General features: G+C 63.8%; 16 protein-coding genes. 4 read left to right on the top strand and 12 right to left on the bottom strand.

What is annotated here, in order from left to right; genetic code table 11:
• Nucleotides 1–161 precede the first annotated feature (161 nt).
• The 6 genes from der to MB901379_RS11295 all read right to left on the bottom strand — a co-directional run bounded on the left by der (nt 162) and on the right by MB901379_RS11295 (nt 5,556).
• A complete protein-coding gene (der, locus tag MB901379_RS11320; protein WP_158016782.1) occupies nt 162–1,562 on the bottom strand; it encodes a ribosome biogenesis GTPase Der in 1,401 nt (466 codons plus the stop codon).
• Nucleotides 1,559–2,245 carry a (d)CMP kinase gene (gene cmk, locus MB901379_RS11315; protein ID WP_158019108.1) on the bottom strand — a complete coding sequence of 229 codons (687 nt, stop codon included), beginning with the start codon at nt 2,243–2,245 and terminating at the stop codon, nt 1,559–1,561. Before cmk ends, der begins: the two co-directional genes overlap by 4 nt.
• Nucleotides 2,246–2,328: 83 nt before the next feature.
• Nucleotides 2,329–3,081, bottom strand: coding sequence for a pseudouridine synthase (locus MB901379_RS11310; protein ID WP_158016781.1), 753 nt, complete (start codon nt 3,079–3,081; stop codon nt 2,329–2,331).
• Nucleotides 3,081–3,710, bottom strand: coding sequence for an SMC-Scp complex subunit ScpB (scpB, locus tag MB901379_RS11305; RefSeq protein WP_408632376.1), 630 nt, complete (start codon nt 3,708–3,710; stop codon nt 3,081–3,083). The genes MB901379_RS11310 and scpB overlap by 1 nt, the downstream gene beginning before the upstream one ends.
• 146 nt (nt 3,711–3,856) lie before the next feature.
• Entirely contained in the window at nt 3,857–4,696 is an 840-nt protein-coding gene (locus MB901379_RS11300) for a segregation/condensation protein A (RefSeq protein WP_158016779.1), read from the bottom strand.
• The gene (locus tag MB901379_RS11295) at nt 4,693–5,556 is read right to left on the bottom strand and encodes a ParA family protein (protein WP_197717893.1); all 864 of its coding nucleotides are present in this window, start codon (nt 5,554–5,556) and stop codon (nt 4,693–4,695) included. The genes MB901379_RS11300 and MB901379_RS11295 overlap by 4 nt, the downstream gene beginning before the upstream one ends.
• Nucleotides 5,557–6,286: 730 nt before the next feature.
• Between MB901379_RS11295 and MB901379_RS11290 the strand changes: the two genes are divergently transcribed.
• From MB901379_RS11290 to MB901379_RS11275, 4 genes are all read left to right on the top strand, one after another.
• Entirely contained in the window at nt 6,287–7,456 is a 1,170-nt protein-coding gene (locus tag MB901379_RS11290) for a PPE family protein (protein ID WP_158016777.1), read from the top strand.
• A 70-nt stretch (nt 7,457–7,526) separates the two neighbouring features.
• Nucleotides 7,527–7,718 carry a hypothetical protein gene (locus MB901379_RS24565; RefSeq protein ID WP_158016776.1) on the top strand — a complete coding sequence of 64 codons (192 nt, stop codon included), beginning with the start codon at nt 7,527–7,529 and terminating at the stop codon, nt 7,716–7,718.
• Nucleotides 7,719–7,720: 2 nt separating this feature from the next.
• Nucleotides 7,721–8,887 (top strand): PPE family protein, encoded by a 1,167-nt coding sequence (locus tag MB901379_RS11280; RefSeq protein ID WP_158016775.1) that lies wholly within the window; start codon nt 7,721–7,723, stop codon nt 8,885–8,887.
• A gap of 100 nt (nt 8,888–8,987) precedes the next feature.
• Nucleotides 8,988–10,547 (top strand): DHA2 family efflux MFS transporter permease subunit, encoded by a 1,560-nt coding sequence (locus MB901379_RS11275; protein ID WP_158016774.1) that lies wholly within the window; start codon nt 8,988–8,990, stop codon nt 10,545–10,547.
• Here MB901379_RS11275 and MB901379_RS11270 read toward each other — a convergent pair.
• Genes MB901379_RS11270 through MB901379_RS11245 form a run of 6 tightly spaced genes read right to left on the bottom strand, consistent with a single transcriptional unit; the run spans nt 10,544 to nt 17,374 of the window.
• A complete protein-coding gene (locus tag MB901379_RS11270) occupies nt 10,544–11,767 on the bottom strand; it encodes a cytochrome P450 (RefSeq protein ID WP_158016773.1) in 1,224 nt (407 codons plus the stop codon). The genes MB901379_RS11275 and MB901379_RS11270 overlap by 4 nt on opposite strands.
• Before the next feature lie 13 nt (nt 11,768–11,780).
• Nucleotides 11,781–13,166, bottom strand: a complete 1,386-nt coding sequence (locus MB901379_RS11265) for a nucleotide pyrophosphatase/phosphodiesterase family protein (RefSeq protein WP_158016772.1) — start codon at nt 13,164–13,166, stop codon at nt 11,781–11,783.
• Entirely contained in the window at nt 13,163–14,281 is a 1,119-nt protein-coding gene (eboE, locus tag MB901379_RS11260) for a metabolite traffic protein EboE (protein WP_158016771.1), read from the bottom strand. The genes MB901379_RS11265 and eboE overlap by 4 nt, the downstream gene beginning before the upstream one ends.
• The gene (locus MB901379_RS11255) at nt 14,281–15,132 is read right to left on the bottom strand and encodes a TatD family hydrolase (protein ID WP_158016770.1); all 852 of its coding nucleotides are present in this window, start codon (nt 15,130–15,132) and stop codon (nt 14,281–14,283) included. The genes eboE and MB901379_RS11255 overlap by 1 nt, the downstream gene beginning before the upstream one ends.
• Nucleotides 15,129–16,550, bottom strand: coding sequence for a TIM barrel protein (locus tag MB901379_RS11250; RefSeq protein ID WP_158016769.1), 1,422 nt, complete (start codon nt 16,548–16,550; stop codon nt 15,129–15,131). Before MB901379_RS11250 ends, MB901379_RS11255 begins: the two co-directional genes overlap by 4 nt.
• Nucleotides 16,550–17,374 (bottom strand): SCO3242 family prenyltransferase, encoded by an 825-nt coding sequence (locus MB901379_RS11245; RefSeq protein WP_232022046.1) that lies wholly within the window; start codon nt 17,372–17,374, stop codon nt 16,550–16,552. Before MB901379_RS11245 ends, MB901379_RS11250 begins: the two co-directional genes overlap by 1 nt.
• Nucleotides 17,375–17,394 lie beyond the last annotated feature (20 nt).

Here is a 17,394-nt window from a genome sequence, read left to right as displayed (position 1 = left end):
TTACACCCGATATATGAGAGATCGTAGGGACGCTTCGGTCGCCAAGTCAACGAGATAATCCTGTGATATAGGTGTCAATGTTCGTATCGCGGGAAGTATCAAGCCGCATCGGGCGTGTTCGGCCGCAAGCCGCGACCATCACCGCGTGCCCCCGCCGCAACTCAGCGGCGCTTAGTGCCCCGCTTTTCCCGAACCCGGACATTGACGCGGATCGGGCTGCCGTCAAATCCGAACGTCTCGCGCAGCCGCCGCTCCAGGAACCGTCGGTAACCGGCCTCCAGAAATCCCGTGGTGAACAATACGAACGTCGGCGGCCGGGCGGTGGCCTGAGTGGCGAAAAGAATACGGGGCTGTCTGCCGCCCCGCACTGGAGGCGGCGTAGCCGCCACCACCTCCTTGATCCAGCTATTCAGCGGACCGGTGGCGATCCGGGTGTCCCACGACGCCAGGGCGCTCTCCATCGCCGGCACCAGCTTTTGCAGCGCGCGTCCGGTCTTGGCGGAGACATTGACCCGCTGGGCCCATCGCACCTGCACCAATTCCCGATCGATCTCACGCTCCAGCAGTTCGCGGCGATCCTCGTCGATGAGGTCCCACTTGTTGTAGGCCAGCACCAACGCCCGCCCGGCCTCGATCACCATGGACAGCACCCGCAGATCCTGTTCGGTGAGCGGCTGCGAGGCGTCGATCAGCACGATCACCACCTCGGCGGCGTCAATAGCGCCGTGGGTACGCACCGAAGCATAAAACTCGTGTCCGCTGGCCTGGCCGACCTTGCGGCGCAAGCCCGCGGTGTCCACGAATCGCCAGACCTTGCCGCCCAGGTCGATCAGCGAGTCCACCGGATCGACCGTGGTGCCCGCGACCTCATGCACGACCGAGCGCTGGTCACCGGCCAGCTTGTTCAGGAGAGAGCTCTTGCCCACATTGGGTTTGCCAACCAGCGCCACCCGTCGGGGCCCGCCGCCCGCCGATGCCAACTCGCCCACCTCGGGCAACGCAGCCAGCAACTCGTCGAGCAAATCCGCCACGCCGCGGCCGTGCATGGCACTGATCGGATGGGGTTGGCCCAGGCCCAATGACCACAGGGCCGCCGCGTCCGCTTCTGCCTTGTCGCTGTCAACCTTGTTGGCGGCCAGAAAGACCGGTTTACCCGAGCGCAGCAGGATGCCGGCAGCTGCCTCGTCCGCCGTGGTGGCACCGACGCTGGCATCCACCACCAGGACCACCGCGTCAGCGGTGCGCATGGCCACCGACGCCTGCTCGGCCACCAGTTGCTGCAGGCCCTTGGCATCCGGCTCCCAGCCCCCGGTGTCCTGCACGACAAACCGGCGTCCGCTCCACAGCGCGTCGTAGGAGACGCGGTCTCGCGTCACACCTGGAACGTCTTGCACCACCGCCTCACGCCGACCCAGAATCCGATTGACCAGAGTCGATTTGCCGACGTTGGGCCGACCCACTATGGCCACGACCGGCGCCGATCCAGACGCCCCCAGCTCTTCGAGATCGGAATCGCTAAGTTCCCAATCGCTTTCGTCTACCCACGTGCCGTCCTTGGTCACCGCACCGCTCCGCTTCGCTGAGTCACCAAGTCCTGCAGGTGAGCGATCACTTCGGCCTCGGTCATCTCGCTGGTGTCCACGACGATCGCATCAGCGGCGGCACGCAATGGCGACACCGCACGTGTGGAATCGAGGTGGTCGCGGCGGCGCACGTCGGCCAGCACCGAGTCGTAGTCGTCCACCAAACCCGCCGCAATGTTTTGGGTATTGCGTCGCCGCGCCCGGGTCTCCGCCGACGCGGTTAAAAAAATCTTGACGGGCGCGTCCGGGAACACCACGGTCCCGATGTCACGCCCCTCCACCACAATGCTGCCCGGCCCCCGCGCCATCGCCCGCTGCAGGTCCACCAGCCGGGTCCGCACCGCGGGTACCGCCGAAACCGCCGAAACCGCACGGGTTACCGCGTCGCCCCGGATCTCTGACGAAACATCTTGTCCAGCAAGGTAGAACCGACTTGCGTTGGGGTCATAACCAACCGACAGCTCCACGGCCGAAGCAAGATCCGCGACGCCCTCGGCATCGTCCGGGTCCACTCCAGCGCGTAGCACCGCCAATGTCACCATGCGATACATCGCTCCGGTATCCAAGAAACGGGTACCCAGCCCACGCGCCAATCCCTTTGACACCGAGGACTTCCCGGTCCCGGCCGGACCATCGATCGCGATAACCACATCGTCACTCACGTCGTTCGTTCCGCTCGCTCCGCTCACAGCCCGATGGTTCGCTGCACTCCCGTCACTCACGTCGTTCGTTCCGCTCGCTCCGCTCACAGCCCCACCGCTTTGTATAGGTGCCCAATCTCGTCTCGCCGCAGCGCCCGAACGGTGCCCGGCCGCTGCTTGCCCAACGACACCGCACCAATGTCGGTGCGCACCAAAGCCTCCACTGGAAATCCCACCGCGGCTAGCATCCGGCGCACGATTCGATTGCGTCCCTCGTGCAACGTCACCCTCACCAATGTTCTGCCGGGTATGGCGTCGACAACGGCGAAGCCGTCCACGGCCACCGGTCCGTCCTCCAACTCGATTCCCGCCCGCAGCTTTTTGCCCAGGCCGCGAGGCACCGCACCGGTCACAGTCGCCAAATACGTCTTGGGTACCTCGTGCGAGGGATGCATCAGCCGGTGCGCCAGCTCGCCGTCGTTGGTCAGCAGGATCAGCCCCTCGGTGTCGGCGTCGAGCCGTCCAACGTGAAACAGTTTCTTATTGCCCCGAACTTTCCGTTCGATCAGGTCGCCGATACAAGGCCGGCCACGATCGTCGGACATGGTCGAGTGCATGCCGCGCGGCTTGTTCAGCGCCAGGTACACCAGCGTGTCGTCGAGCACCACCCTGGCGCCGTCGACCCGGATCACCGAGAGGTTCGGGTCAACCCGAGTGCCCAATTCGGTCACCACATGTCCGTCCACCTCGACCCGGCCATCGACGATCATCTTTTCCGCAGCCCGCCTCGAAGCAACCCCGGCCTGAGACAACACTTTCTGCAAACGAGTCCCCTCAGCGGGCTCAAAATCCACCATCAGTCGCGGTCCACGTCAAACGTCAACGTAGGGTCGGCCATCTGACCGCCGGAGAGCTTCATGAACCGCGGCTCATTGTCCAGTGACGCGCTCAAATCTTCGATGGTATCGACGTCGGGAAGCAGCGGTGCGATATCGGGAAGGTCCGACAGCGACGTCAAACCCAAACGTTCCAAAAACATCTCGGTGGTGGCGAACGTTACGGCACCAGAGTCCTCGTCTGCGCCGACCTCGGTAATCAGGCCGCGCGCAAGCAGGGTTCGCATTACGGCGTCCACGTTGACCCCGCGCACCGCGCTCACCCGCGCACGAGTCACCGGCTGGCGGTAGGCCACCACGGCCAGCGTCTCCAACGCGGCCCGAGTGAGCTTGGTCCGCGCGCCATCCAGCAACAGCTTCTCGACATACGGCGCGAAACGGGCACGCGTATACAGCCGCCAGCCCTCATCGCTGTGCCGTAGTTCGATTCCGCTGTCGCGTTCGGTGAGCTCGTCGGCCATCAGCCGCAGCTTCGCGGCGACCCGGTAGACCGGTTGTTCGGTGACCGAGGCCAGCGCCTCGGCAGTCACCGGGGTGTCCACCACCAACAGCAGCGCCTCGAGCACCGAACCGAGTTCAACCGGGTCCATCTCCGCGGGCTCGGCGATATCGGGGATGCCATAGCTCAGGTCGTCCGCGGGCGCGTCCTCAGTCACCAGCGCCGCTCCATTCTCATCACTGTGTCCCCCGCAAGCGGGCGGCGCCCCCGCTGCATCGTCGTCGCCGGAGCGGATCATCATTGGTCTCGCACTTCTACCAAGGCTTCGCTGGTCGGCCGATCCCCGGTCCACGACACCTGGAGCGCGCCAAGGGGCTCTGACTGGTCGAATGCTACCGCCCGGGACCGATACAGTTCGAGCAGCGCCAGGAACCGTCCGACCACCTGCATCGACGTCTGGCAATCGGCGACCAACTCGGAAAATGAAGCCCATTGGCCGCTGCCCCGTGCTTCTAACAGCGTCAGCAACTGTTTGGCCTGCTCGGCAACCGAGACCGTCACTTGGTGCAGGTGCCCGGTGGCCACGGTCGGCACCGGCCTCGGGGTCAAGGCCACCGCGGCGATCTGGGCGAACCGTTGAGCATCGACGCCCAGCATCACCTCCGGCAGCAGGCCGGCAAACCGCTCTTCAAGAGACACCGCGCGCGGATAACTGCGCAACGCGGTGGCCTCCAACTCGGCGAACATCTCCGCGACGTGCTTAAACGCCCGATACTGCAACAGCCGAGCAAACAGCAGGTCGCGGACCTCGAGCAAGGCCAGATCCTCTTCGTCGTCGACCTGCCCGCTCGGCAACAACCGGGCCGCCTTGAGATCCAGCAAGGTCGCCGCGACCACTAAAAATGCCGTGGTCTCCTCGAGGTCCAGGTGGGCGCCAATCGCTTTGGTGTAGGCAATGAAATCGTCGGTGACCTGGTGTAACGCCACTTCGGTGACATCGAGGCGATGGGCGAAGATCAGCTGTAGCAGCAGATCGAACGGTCCCTCGAAGTTGGTCAGCCTGACTCGGAATCCATCGGCGTAACCGTCCGGGTAGCCGTTTTGGGGTTCCGCCGTCGAGTTCGCGGTGCCGTTCACACGCCGAATCGGTCGATGAACTCGCGAGCCAACGCCCGGTAAGCGATGGCACCGCTGGACTTCGGGGCCCAGGTGGTGATGGGTTCGCCGGCGACACTGGTTTCCGGGAAGCGAACCGTGCGGGTGATCACGGTATCGAACACTAGGTCACCGAACCGCTCCACGACACGGGCCATCACCTCTCGGGAGTTGACCGTGCGCGGGTCGTAGCGGGTGAGCAAAATCCCGCTGATATCCAGCTTGGGGTTCAGCCGGTCGCGCACCTTGTCGACGGTGTCGGTCAGCAATGCCAGACCACGCAGCGAAAAGAACTCGCATTCGGTCGGGATGACCACACCATCCGCGCAGGCCAGCCCATTGACGGTGAGCAGGCCCAACGACGGCTGACAATCGATCAGCACATAGTCATAGCGGTCCAGCAGTGGGTATAGCGCCCGACCCAAAGTCTGTTCCCGACCCACCTCATTGACCAGCTGAATCTCCGCCGCCGACAGGTCGATGTTGCTGGGCACCAGATCCATGTTTTTCATCCGGGTGTGGATCAATACGTCGTCGATCGACACCCGAGGCTCCACCAGCACGTTGTGGATCGTCTTTTCCAGCTCGTAGTGCGGCACGCCCAAGCCAGCGGACAGCGCGCCCTGAGGATCCATGTCCACCAGCAGCACCCGCCGGTCATACTCGGCTAGGGCGGCACCGAGGTTGATTGTCGACGTGGTTTTGCCGACGCCACCCTTCTGGTTGCACATCGCGACGACCTTGGCCGGGCCATGCGAGCTGCGCGGCGTGGGTTCAGGGATCGCCCGCGGCGGCCTTCCGGTCAGGCCGACCTCAACGCCACTGTCGGGGTGGTGGTTCATACCCGGTCGCGGGGCGTCGTAACGCACGTCAGGGTGGACATTGCAGGAAAGTCTAACGGCTGCATCCGCCTGCGCAGGGAGACCCGCGGGCAATCATCACCGCCTTGTGATTGCGTCCCTCGGACCCGGATTCCGGATGGCCGGGCGATGCCGAACGGCTGCGGCTCGCGCGGCCTCGCTGCCGGGACACCGTAGCGCGGGCCCGTCACGGCCAAGCCTGATCTCCAGGGCCTGAAATCCGGCCGGCACAACGCCGCAACAGATTTCAACACGGCGTCCAAATCGGCCCGACCGATCGGTATAGGAATTGCAAATTCGAATTTTTTACAAGACGCGTTGGAAATTAGCCAAGTAATTGGGATCGGCCCCCTCAGCAAGGCCACTCTGTGAAACGATTCCCATGCCAGTTGCGCTGAAACGCCAAGGCGCACATGGTCAAACTGCAGGTAGGTCAAGCGTATGACGACCTGTCCCCCAATTGGGGGACAGGCGGTTGTCATTCGGTGGACAAAAGATATCTTGGCCTGCGGAATTAACGTGGATTTAACATAGAATGGTTGTTTCTCAACCCATATCGACGGTAAAAACTAATGCGCTAGGACACTGTTACCTCGATTAATTACTTACCGACGAAGGCGTCGCGCCCGAGCATCAGCCCAATCGCTAGGCGGTCCCCAATGACACTCGATCTAACGTTGCCGAATTCCGGCGTACGTTGCCGGCGCCCGTAATGGGCGCAGCTGTCATTGCGCTCAGTGACAGCGTCCCGACCCCCCCATCGGACTATGGAGCACTACCTCCCGAAATCAATTCAGGTCGAATGTATTGCGGCCCAGGGTCGGCATCACTGCTCGCAGCTGCGGGAGCCTGGGACAGCTTGGCCGCGGAACTGTATTCGACGGCGGCTGGCTACGGCTTGGTGATCTCAGAGCTGCCCACCATGTGCTGGTTCGGGCCGGCGGCGGACGCGATGGTCGCCGCGGCATTGCCGTTCGTCGGCTGGCTCAGCACCACCGCGACACTGGCCGAACAAGCGGGGATGCAGGCCAGGGCGGCTGCGGCGGCGTACGAAATGGCGTTTGCCATGACGGTGCCCCCATCGGTGATCGCGAGCAACCGGGCCCTGTTGCTCGCGCTTGTCGCGACCAACTGGTTCGGCCAGAATTCCGCAGCGATCGCCGCCACCGAGGCCCAGTACGCCGAGATGTGGGCCCAGGACGCCGCCGCTATGTACGAATACGCTGGCTCCGCGGCAGCAGCTTCGACGCTAACCCCGTTCACAACGCCGCCCCACACCACGGCCCCAGGCGGCATCGCCCGGCAGGCCGCCGCCGCGGCGAGCAAACCCGCGACGGTGCTGTCCGAAGCTGCCGCGCGGCTGGCGTCGTCCTATTCGCTGGCCAGCCAGCTCGGACAGCAGTTCGCGCTGGGGGCATCGGGTGACGCGCAAAAGTATTGGATCGAGATTTTGAGCGCCCTGGCGACGACGGAGGGGTTCATCTACGACGGCGGCGGATTAACTCTTAACGCGCTGCAGGTGGTCGGCGCGATGCTGTTTGCTCCTGCGGTGGCAGCGGCCGATGCGGTTGCCGGCCCGGCCGGGGCCGCCGCACTGTCGGCCCTAGCACCGTTGGGCGCGGGTCCCCCGGTGGTGGCCAGCGCCGGTCTGGCCTCGGCGATCGGGCCGATGTCGGTGCCACCGGCGTGGTCCGCTCAGGCCGCAGTGTCCCAGGCGCGGACCGTGGCGTTGTCACTTCCCCAAACAAACGCCGAGACGGCGGGACTGTCCGGGCTACTTCAAGGCATGCCTATGCGGGCGCAAGGCCAGCATGGCCGCAACTTCGGACGCCGATACGGGGTACGACACCGAGTGGTATGTCGTCCACCGAGTGCGGGATAGCGCATTGATGAACACAACAGGAAGGCAAAACAGCGGGTGCGTACGACGTCCCCGAACGACAGGTCCAGCGATGAACAGTCCGACACCACTTGAAACGCTGCATCAAAAAAGTTGGATTCGCCTTGGGCTCAACAATATTGGGATGTTTACAACGCTTCAGGAGTTCATAGGAAGCGACATGGTGCCAGCAGCAATGCAATTCGAGTTGTCATCGGTGGCCGAAGCCAAGGCCGCAGCCCATGACCAGACAAGGAGTTCGTAGCAATGGATTTTGGGGCGTTGCCGCCGGAGATCAACTCTGGCCGCATGTATTCCGGGCCGGGTTCGGCGCCGTTGGTAGGTGCCGCTTCGGCCTGGAACCAGTTGGCCGCTGAGCTGACGCTCACCGCGGAGGGCTACGAGCGAGTACTCAAGACGCTGCAGGGCGAAGAGTGGTTTGGCCCCGCGTCGATGTTGATGATGGAAGCGGTCACCCCATATGTGGTGTGGATGCGCACCACGGCCGCTAACGCTGAGATGGCGGCCAAACAGGCCGAGGCCGCGATCGCTGCATTCGAAACCGCCGTCGCGGGTGTGGTTCCCCCGCCGCTCATCGCGGCCAATCGAGTTGAGCTGACCTCCCTGATGGCAAAGAACATTTACGGCCAATACACCGCGGCAATCGCCTCCCTGGAAGCGCAATACGCCGAGATGTGGGCACAAGACGCGCGGGCGATGTACAGCTATGCGGGGTCCTCGGCGAGTGCCGCGCAATTGACTCCATTCAACCCGCCGCCGGAAACCGCCAATCCCGCCGCGACGGCGCTGCAAACCGCCGCCACCAAGAGCGCCGCTGCCACCGCCGCGGGCGCGGCACAGAGCACCCTATCGGGGCTGATTTCTGAACTGCCGAACACATTGTCGAATCTGACATCTCCGTTCTCCTCGTTGTTGAGCTCCGCGGGATCGGCTCCGGAATGGCTGGACTGGCTGGTGAATTGGTACTTGCCGATCTCGCAGCTTTTCTACAACACGGTCGGTCTGCCGTATTTCGGCATTGGTATCGGAAACAGCCTCATCACGTCATGGCGGGCGCTGGGGTGGATCGGTCCCAACGTCGCCGCCGATGCCGCGGCCGGAGCACCAGGTGTCGCCGCCGCCCTGCCCGCGCTAGGCGGTGCCGGTTCGGTATCAGCCGGGATGGGCAACGCAGCCTCGCTGAGTAAGTTGTCGGTGCCGCCCACCTGGGCCGATGCCGGCGCGAGTCTCGCCCCTGCCGCGAAGTCCGCCCTACCCCTGGCCAGCGACATCGTCAATCCACCCGAGGCCGCTGCGCCCGGAAGCCTGTTGGGCGGCATGCCGCTCGCCGGCGCGGGTACGGGCGCGGCCGGTGCGGGTCCCAAGTACGGATTCCGGGTCACCGTGATGTCACGCCCCCCCTTCGCGGGCTGATAGCGAACGCCCTGGGCCGGTTGCCTACCGGACCGGCCGCCCCAAAGGTAGCGGTGTGACATGCTTTCCCGGCAGAGGCCTGTTGCGAGGAGCTGACGCCATGGACGGCACGGACGCAGACCCACGCGGCGACGCCCAACGAATCGACGCGAGACTGCTGCGGATCGCCGGCGTATGCGTGCTGGGCTCGATGATGGCGATCGTGGACACGACGGTCGTCACCGTTGCACAGCGCACCTTCGTCGCCACCTTCCATTCCACGCAGGCCATCGTGGCGTGGACCATGACCGGCTACACACTGGCCCTGGCCGCTGTGATCCCGTTGGCGGGTTGGGCGGCCGACCGGTTTGGCACCAAGCGTCCGTTCATCGGCTCCTTGCTTTCTTTCACGTTCGGCTCGCTGCTGTGTGCGATGGCACCAAACATCGCTGTGCTCATCGCATTCCGGGTCGTTCAGGGCCTCGGGGGCGGCATGCTCATGCCGCTGGTGCTGACCATCTTGACCCGGGAGGCGGGTCCCCAGCGACTCGGCCGAGTCCTGGCTATCCTGGGCGTTCCGATGCTCCTGGGCCCGGTCTTCGGCCCGGTCCTGGGCGGCTGGCTGATCGATAGCTTCAGCTGGCAGTGGATCTTCTGGATCAACGTGCCGATCGGCCTGACCACCGTAGTACTGGCCGCGATCGTGCTCCCCCACGACGAGCCGACACCGTCGGAAACCTTCGATGTGGTCGGCATGCTGCTGCTATCACCCGGGCTGGCGGCGTTCCTCTACGGGGTCTCGGCGCTACCCGGCCGCGGCACCGTCGCCGATCACCACGTATGGATACCGGCCACCGCCGGTCTGGCGTTGATCATCGCCTTCGTCCTCCATGCGCTCTACCGAGCGGACCACCCGCTAATCGACCTGCGCCTGTTCGAAAACCGCACCGTCACCCTGGCCAACGCGGCAATGTTTCTCTTCGCAACTTCCTTCTTCGGCGCCGGGTTGCTGTTTCCCAGCTTCTTCCAGGAATTGCTGCACCAGAGGCCTTTACAGGCCGGGATGAGCCTGGTACCCCGCGGAATCGGAGCCATGGTCACGATGCCCATTGCCGGCGCGCTGATGGACAAGCGCGGAGTCGGACGGGTCTTGATGGTCGGCGTTACACTCATCGCCTTGGGCATGGGCGTTTTCGCCTTCGGGGTCGCGCTGCGGGCCGACTACCTGCCAACCCTGGTGATCGGACTGGCCATCATGGGTTTGGGCATGGGCGCCACAATGATGCCGCTTTCTGCGGTGGCAGTACAGACCTTGGCGCCGCATCAGATTGCGCGAGGGTCGACACTAGTCAATGTCAATCAACAAGTGGCGGCATCTATCGGAACGGCTCTGATGTCGGTCATATTGACCAGCCAGTTCAACCGCAGCGCAAACATTCCCATCGCACGCCAGATCGACGGCCTACGCGAGGAAGCCGCCCGCCGCGGCGTGCCGATTGACCCACTGACGCTGCCCGCGCCGGCCCGGGCCCCGGACTTTCCGATCAACCTGATGGACGACCTCTCGCACGCCTACACCGTGGTTTTCGTCGTCGCCGTCGCATTGGTGGCGTTGACATTTGTTCCGATAGCGTTTCTTCCAACAACACCCGCCGCCCACGATGCCCGGCAGCCCAACTAGCGCTGCCCCGCTTCGATGTCGAAGTCGATCGGTAGCGCCAGCGGCCCCGTGATTGGCGTGAACGGCTTCCACGGTGCAGGACCGGCAAGCCGTGGATTGAGCATGCGCTGGGTCATAACCCGCAATGCCGCAACGAGTTCAGCTCTGGCCAGGTTTGCACCCAGGCACAGATGCAAGCCGGATCCAAAGGTCAACATCGGGGCGGGATTGTCCCGGGCGACATCGAGGCGGTTCGGGTTCTCGTACACGTCAGGGTCCCGATTTGCCGCGGCGGTGTTAACGATAACTAGGGTTCCAGCCGGAAAGACCACCCCGCCCAGCTCCACATCCTCGTAGGCTTGTCGGATGGTGGACAACGCTATCGGAGTGTGCCGCATCAGCTCCTCGACCGCTGCCGGCATCAACTGAGGCTGATCGGCCAACAATGCCCATTGCTCGGGGTAATCGCAGAGCACCTGCACCGCCGCAGACAGCTGATTTCGGGTGGTATCCGTCCCGGCCGACAGCAGCACACTAACCACCCCACACAGCTCCTCGCGGGTGAGTCTATCGCCGTCCTCCTCCACCGTGATCAACTCGGAGATCAAGTCATCCCCGGGACTCACAGCGCGCTGATCGACCATATCGACGATGTACGCATCAAGCTCGTCATAGGCCTTCATGATGACATCCTCATTGCCGGCAACTCGCCAGGTGAAGAGCATGAAGATGGCGTCCGCCCAGCCCGAGAACAGCCGCCAATCCTGCAGCGGAGCACCAATCAGGGCGCAGATGACCGGGATTGGATACCGCCGGGCGATGTCCTCGACGACGTCACACCTGCCCACCGAGATCAGCGGATCCACCAGGCCGGACATCAACTCTGTCATCATCGTGTCCAACCGTGCTAACGACCGGGGGCCAAACGATGGCGAAACACACCGACGCAACCGGTGATGTTCGGCCCCCTCCAGACTGGGCAGGCTCTTGCCGAACCGGTCCCACAACCGCCCAGACGTAACACCCTGGGCGGCCAGAAAGAATCCCCTGGGCACACCGAACCTGCTATCCCGCAACACACTTCGAACCAGTTCATAGCTGAGAATCTCCGGACCACGCTGTCCCATGGCGATCGGCGCGCGCTGCAGCGCCGCACTCATCCTCCGGTGGGCCTCTTCCGGCGTTTGGGCGTCCTCATAGGCGATAGGCGGCAGGTCGGCTTCGAACACGCTTGGGCACATGGGAATAAAGACCTTACGTTTGCAATCTATGGGCGTCCAGGACAAGATCACGCACGACCGTGGCCGGCATGGGCGACGACGAGCGCGAGAGCAGATTCGCCGCGGAGCTAATGACCACCGGCCGTTCCTCGTCGGAGTCGGGTAGGCGCCCATGTGTGCCACGAACTGCGGCGCCGTTGAGCGCGACGACGTTCATCGTGTAGCGAAGTCCGAGAGCCTTTGTGGCCAGTGCCGCTGCCGCTTTAGCCTTGGCGGCCCGATCGTCGGGGTTCATCAAGAGTTCGGCCGGGTCGTAGCCGGGCTTGCGGTGAATGTCCACGCACGGCGCGAACTCCGGGGCCCGACCGTCGTCGAGCCAGTAATAATAGGTGAACCACGCGGCGGGTTCCGCAATCGCCACCAACTCACCCGATCGGGGGTGATCAATGGCTAACGCCTGCTGTGCGTTTCGATCCAGCACCGTATCCACACCGTCCAGGTCGCTGACCGCACTGGCCACCCGGGCGACATCGGCCTCGTCGCGCACGTAAATATGGGCGGCTTGATGGTCGGCGACAGCGAAGGCACGTGACGTCCACGGATCCAGGTACTCGCGGCCCTGCTGCGTGTAGACACGGAGGTAGCCTTCGCGCCGAAGCAATCGGTTGATATCCACTGGATTGTCGGCCGGCGAGATCCCATATTCGGAAACGACGATGGTCGTCATGCCGTGCTCATCGGCATAACTCAGCAGCGGGGCCAGCGCCGCGTCGACCTCCGCAGCGGCGGCTATGGCCAACGGCGAATGCGGACCGAAGCGCTGGAAATCGTAGTCCAGGTGCGGAACATAGGCGGTCAACAGGGTTGGCGAATAACGTTGCAGGATTTCAACGGACGCGTTGACAAGCCACCGCGACGACGTGATGTCAGCCGTTGGACCCCAGTATTGGAACAACGGGAACGTGCCAAGCTTCTCGGTCAAGACATCATGCAGCTCCGGCGGCACCACGTAGCAATCCGGCGACTTGCGACCGTCTTGGTGATACACCGGCCGCGGCGTGATGATCACGTCGTTGCTGGCGTTCATCGCATACCACCAGCCGACGTTCGCCGAGCGATATCCCTCGAAGCGACCAGCCGCCGTCTCCCAGACCTTTTCGCCCATCACCAGCTTGTTGCTTTGACGCCACAGCAGTATTTCCCCCAGATCGCGAAAATACCAGCCGTTGCCGACGATTCCGTGCCGGTTGGGCATCAGCCCAGTGACCATCGACGACTGCACCGAGCAGGTGACGGCCGGGAACACCGGGGAAAGTGCTCGCAACCCGCCCCGAGCGGCGAGCGCAGACAGGTTCGGCATATGCCGCAGTAAGGGTTGCGTGAGGCCAACCACATTGACTAGCAGCACACGTTGGGTCACGCCGGGTCCCGCACACACATCAGCTCGTCAAGCCAACTGATTTCGGCCGCGAGGTCTTCTGCCAGGCTTCCCATGCGCAAGGAGGACGGAAGGACTTCCCAGGTGTACGTCTCGATTTCGATGTGGACAGGCTCCGACAACACCCCTTCGCGCAGCATGGCCATGGTCTCGGTAAGGATGTGTGCGGTATTGCGCAGCGGTGCGGGCGGACTTATGTGCAAGGGTACGTGGTAATGCACACGTGCACTACCGGTTTTCGGTGTTGAACGGTCGCCGAGAGACAGGTCGTCCCGAAACCACTGGCGACCGTCACCGTCGACGCCGAAAACCTGATGCAGATACGGGGAATTGGCGAATTCGGCAAATGCGTCAGCAATTTTCCCATCGGCCAGGTCGTCGATCTGGATGGCGTTGGAGGCCTGTATCTTGACCACGTCGAAGCCAATGCTGGATAGCCCGGCCAGCACCTCCGCGGTGTTCTCGTGCATCACCGCTAGATGGCAGATATCCAGACAAAGGCCGACGTGTTGTGGATCCACCCCCGCCCCGCCGAACCAGTCAATGGCGTCGCGACAGGACCCGATTACACAGCCAGGCTCCGGTTCGATGGCCAATCTGATCCGATGTCCCGACTCTGCTTCGATGCGTTGTAGTTCATCGCTCAGCGTGCGAAGGTGCTGCCGCGATGAAGCGTCCGACTCGTCGTCCCATGGGGCGCTCCAGCCCAACGGCAGTGTCGAGATGGAGCCACACTCCCCTTCGGGCAATAGATCGCTGAGCACCTCCGCACAGTTGCGGGTGTACGCCAATCGGGTCGACTCGGCCCAATTTGGTTGATAAACCGCGTGTTTTATCGTATCGCCGTGAAAGTCGCCGTAAGGAAAGGCGTTCATGGTGACCACGGCGAGCCCGTTGTCCGCGAGTACCTGGGCCAGGCGACGACGCCCGGGACGGTCCTCCGCCAGTTGGGCCATCGTACGGGCGGGTAACCACAGCCCAACGCCGAGTTGCTCGACATGGGCGAGCTCCCGCGCCGCGGAAAACAGCGACACCAGTCGGTGTTCCAGCGCTGAGAGGCTGTCGGCAGCAACGACATTACTGCAGTAGGACAACATTACGGCTTTTCCCCGCGGTTGATCGTGTTGCCGGCAAACGCGGCTTCCTGATCTTCGCTGAGTAGTCGAAGTTGACCGCTCTGGCCATAGAACTCGACCGGATTTCGCCACATGACGCGATCGACGTCGTCGTCGCTGAACCCGCCGACCAGCATTGCCTGCGCGGTCTTTGCCGTCTTAAGCGGGTCGGACCGTCCCCAATCCGCCGCCGAATTGACGATGATTCGTTCCAGCCCGAAGCGCTGCATTAAGACGACCATCCGCTCCTCATCCATTTTGGTGTCCGGATAAATCGAGAATCCCATCCAGCACCCGCTGTCCCGGGCGGGCTCGATGGTGACCTCGTTGAGGTGGTCCAGCAGCACCATGCCCGGATTGATGCCGACCCGCTTGACCATGTCGATACTGGCCACGGTCCCACCGAGCTTGTCACGATGCGGGGTGTGCACCAGTGCGGGCATGTCGCGTTCGGCCGCCATTTCCAACTGGGTTTGGAATACTGCGGTTTCGTCGGGTGTCATCGAGTCGTAGCCGATCTCGCCGACAGCGACCACCCCGCTCTTGGACAGGTACCGCGGTACCTGCTCGAGCACTTTGCGGCAGCGGCTATCGTTGGCTTCTTTAGGATTTAGTGCGATGGTGCAGTTGTGGGCAATTCCGAACTGGGAAGCGCGATAGCGTTCCCACCCGATAAGGCTGTCGAAATAGTCGATGAACGATGCCGCGTCAGTGCGGGGCTGCCCGAGCCAGAATGCAGGTTCCACGATGGCGCGGACCCCTGCTGCATACATCGTCTCGTAGTCGTCGGTGGTACGAGACGTCATGTGAATGTGTGGATCGAAGATCCTCACCGGGCTACCTCCGACTTGGTGGCGGTCAGGTTTTGCAGCGTCTGTGCGTCGTCCGGTACGGAGCGGCCGGCCGCGCGACGTTCACTGATGTAATCCCTTACCATGCGCCCTAACTCAGGGTCAGCTCGATTGCTCAGGCCGTATACGGCACTCAACGGGACTTCCATGAAGATCAACTTCATCACACCGTGGCGCCAGGTGTGTTGACCCAGAAACCGTGACCCGAAGCCACCGAGCGCCGCAGCGACTAGCCGCGGATCGTTGCACCGCAGGGCATCCTCGGTCAGTTCAACACCGGCCGCCGTCGCCACCGGTCCCAGCCTGCCGTCCAGCGCCGACAACTCCAGGCCACGCAGCACCGCAAGGCGTTCATCGCTGTCGCCCCATTGGTAGAGCTTTCCGATGAGCGGGCCGACCGTCTCGTCAAAGGTCTCGGCCACCAACGTGGTGAGCAGCTGCACCCGAGCAAGGAGCGCCGCGTCGCCGGATGCCCGCGACATCGCACGCTCCGCCCCGGAGAAGCGCTCCACGATCTTATCTGGGCTGCGGCGGATTTCTGCTGCAGCGTCCTCGATCCAGGAACGTGTTCCGATCGGCAACCTCGCCAGGTTGATCGCTCGCATGCTCCGGCGCGCCACATTTGGTGCATCGTGCGAATGACGGGGTAGTTCGACTGACGCGACCCCAGCAAACCCGGTACCGTCCAGTGCGTCCATAACGGCGCCCAGATCAACCTCACCGTAGCCGAATTCGAGGTGTTCATGCTTGAGAGGTGTCATGTCGTCGAGATGGACATTGACCAACTTGTCGCCGAGATCCACGATGGCGGTCTGCGCGCCGGCCGGCTCGGTCATCACACAATGACCGACGTCGAGCGTGATGCCCAGCCGCGGAGGATCATCCAGCGCCCGGCACACGTCGAGCGCTTGTGCCACGGTCTCCACGAACATGCCGGGTTCGGGCTCGAACCCGAGCGTGACCGCCCGACGGTCGGCGTAGTCCACCACCTGCGCCAGCCGACTCACCAACTGGTCGCGCGTGGCAGCGGGATCGGTGTAGCTGACCGGATAGCCCGACCACAGCGACACGCAGGTTGCTCCCAGGTCGGCGGCGATATCGATGGCCCGCCGCAAAAATTCGATGCGAGGCTCGGCGGCGACGTCAACCAATGACGGCTTGTGCTTGTTGCGCGGATCCAGCAGGTAGCGCGCCCCGGTTTCGACCGCCACCGTCAGCTCATACGTGTCCAGCGAGGCACGAAGGGCGCCGAGCTGAGCGCCGAGATCGGAGTCGAACGGCCGCACGTGCGGATAGCCGATAGTCAAGGCGACGGCGGTATACCCCTGCTCGGCGATCAGCGCGAGTGCATCGGCAAGCGGGTGATCGGCCAAGCTATTTGTGTTGTAGCCAACGCGCATTAGGTCACCTCAGTGGGTTTTGACGCGGACACTTTGAGCCGCAAGCCGATTGCCAGCCCACATAGCGCGAGCATGGCGTGCGGTCGCGGTGCACGCGCGGCCAACATCGCCTGCACCGCGATCGTCGAAGCGATACCGCTGCGCACCGCACCCCGGATCACCTCCGCGGTGGGCCGCTGCCACGCCCTGAACAAGCCGGGGCCGAAGGACCACGCGTACACTGCCGCCGCCGGGGCCGCGCGTCGACCCGCCGCGCTGAGCATCGCCGCGGTGATTACCGCGGCACCCATCCCCCCGACCATCACCGGTAGGTCGCGATGGGAACCGGTGACCTCGCTTCGGGATAGCACCGTGATCGCGGTGGTGTGCCCACCGACAACCGACGCCGCAACCAGCGCACGACGATGATTCGGGCCGGCACCCAGCAGAACATCAAAGAACCGGCAACTCGACATGACCAACGGCCCGGCGGCGGTGTCCTTGGCGGCTAGGTCATAAGTGGCCACGCACAACGCGATTCGGCCCCCGGCAGTCAGCCCGTCGCGTCCCGCGGCTGCCGTTGCGGTCGCCAGTCCCGCCCCAGCGAGCGTGGCCGCGGTCGCTAGTGCCGTGCCGGCTGGCACTTGACCAGACGGTATGGGCCGCTCGGGGCGTTCGATCGCGTCCCGCTCGCGGTCGGCCCAGTCGTTGAGCACCATGCCGCTCCAATACAACAACGCCGACGCCAATGGCAGCGCCAGACGCCGCCCGGTCAGCGGACGTCCCGACCAGATCGCACCCACAATGCTGTCGCCGAGCACGGTAAGCGCGGCGGGCGCCCTCATCAGGTCGAGGTACGCCTTGA

Origin of the sequence: Mycobacterium basiliense, from assembly GCF_900292015.1 — a bacterium.
GTDB lineage: Bacteria > Actinomycetota > Actinomycetes > Mycobacteriales > Mycobacteriaceae > Mycobacterium > Mycobacterium basiliense.
The sequence above is the reverse complement of the archived record's forward strand: the minus strand, read 5'-3'. Positions and strand labels throughout refer to the sequence as shown.

Coding starts and splice junctions, on each gene's coding strand:
- MB901379_RS11310 (WP_158016781.1), bottom strand. CDS start 3,081: ATGGTGGATTTTGAGCCCGCTGAGGGGACTCGTTTGCAGAAAGTGTTG.
- scpB (WP_408632376.1), bottom strand. CDS start 3,710: ATGGACCCGGTTGAACTCGGTTCGGTGCTCGAGGCGCTGCTGTTGGTG.
- MB901379_RS11295 (WP_197717893.1), bottom strand. CDS start 5,556: ATGAACCACCACCCCGACAGTGGCGTTGAGGTCGGCCTGACCGGAAGG.
- MB901379_RS11290 (WP_158016777.1), top strand. CDS start 6,287: ATGGGCGCAGCTGTCATTGCGCTCAGTGACAGCGTCCCGACCCCCCCA.
- MB901379_RS24565 (WP_158016776.1), top strand. CDS start 7,527: ATGAACAGTCCGACACCACTTGAAACGCTGCATCAAAAAAGTTGGATT.
- MB901379_RS11280 (WP_158016775.1), top strand. CDS start 7,721: ATGGATTTTGGGGCGTTGCCGCCGGAGATCAACTCTGGCCGCATGTAT.
- MB901379_RS11275 (WP_158016774.1), top strand. CDS start 8,988: ATGGACGGCACGGACGCAGACCCACGCGGCGACGCCCAACGAATCGAC.
- MB901379_RS11270 (WP_158016773.1), bottom strand. CDS start 11,767: ATGTGCCCAAGCGTGTTCGAAGCCGACCTGCCGCCTATCGCCTATGAG.
- eboE (WP_158016771.1), bottom strand. CDS start 14,281: ATGTTGTCCTACTGCAGTAATGTCGTTGCTGCCGACAGCCTCTCAGCG.
- MB901379_RS11250 (WP_158016769.1), bottom strand. CDS start 16,550: ATGCGCGTTGGCTACAACACAAATAGCTTGGCCGATCACCCGCTTGCC.
- MB901379_RS11245 (WP_232022046.1), bottom strand. CDS start 17,374: ATGAGGGCGCCCGCCGCGCTTACCGTGCTCGGCGACAGCATTGTGGGT.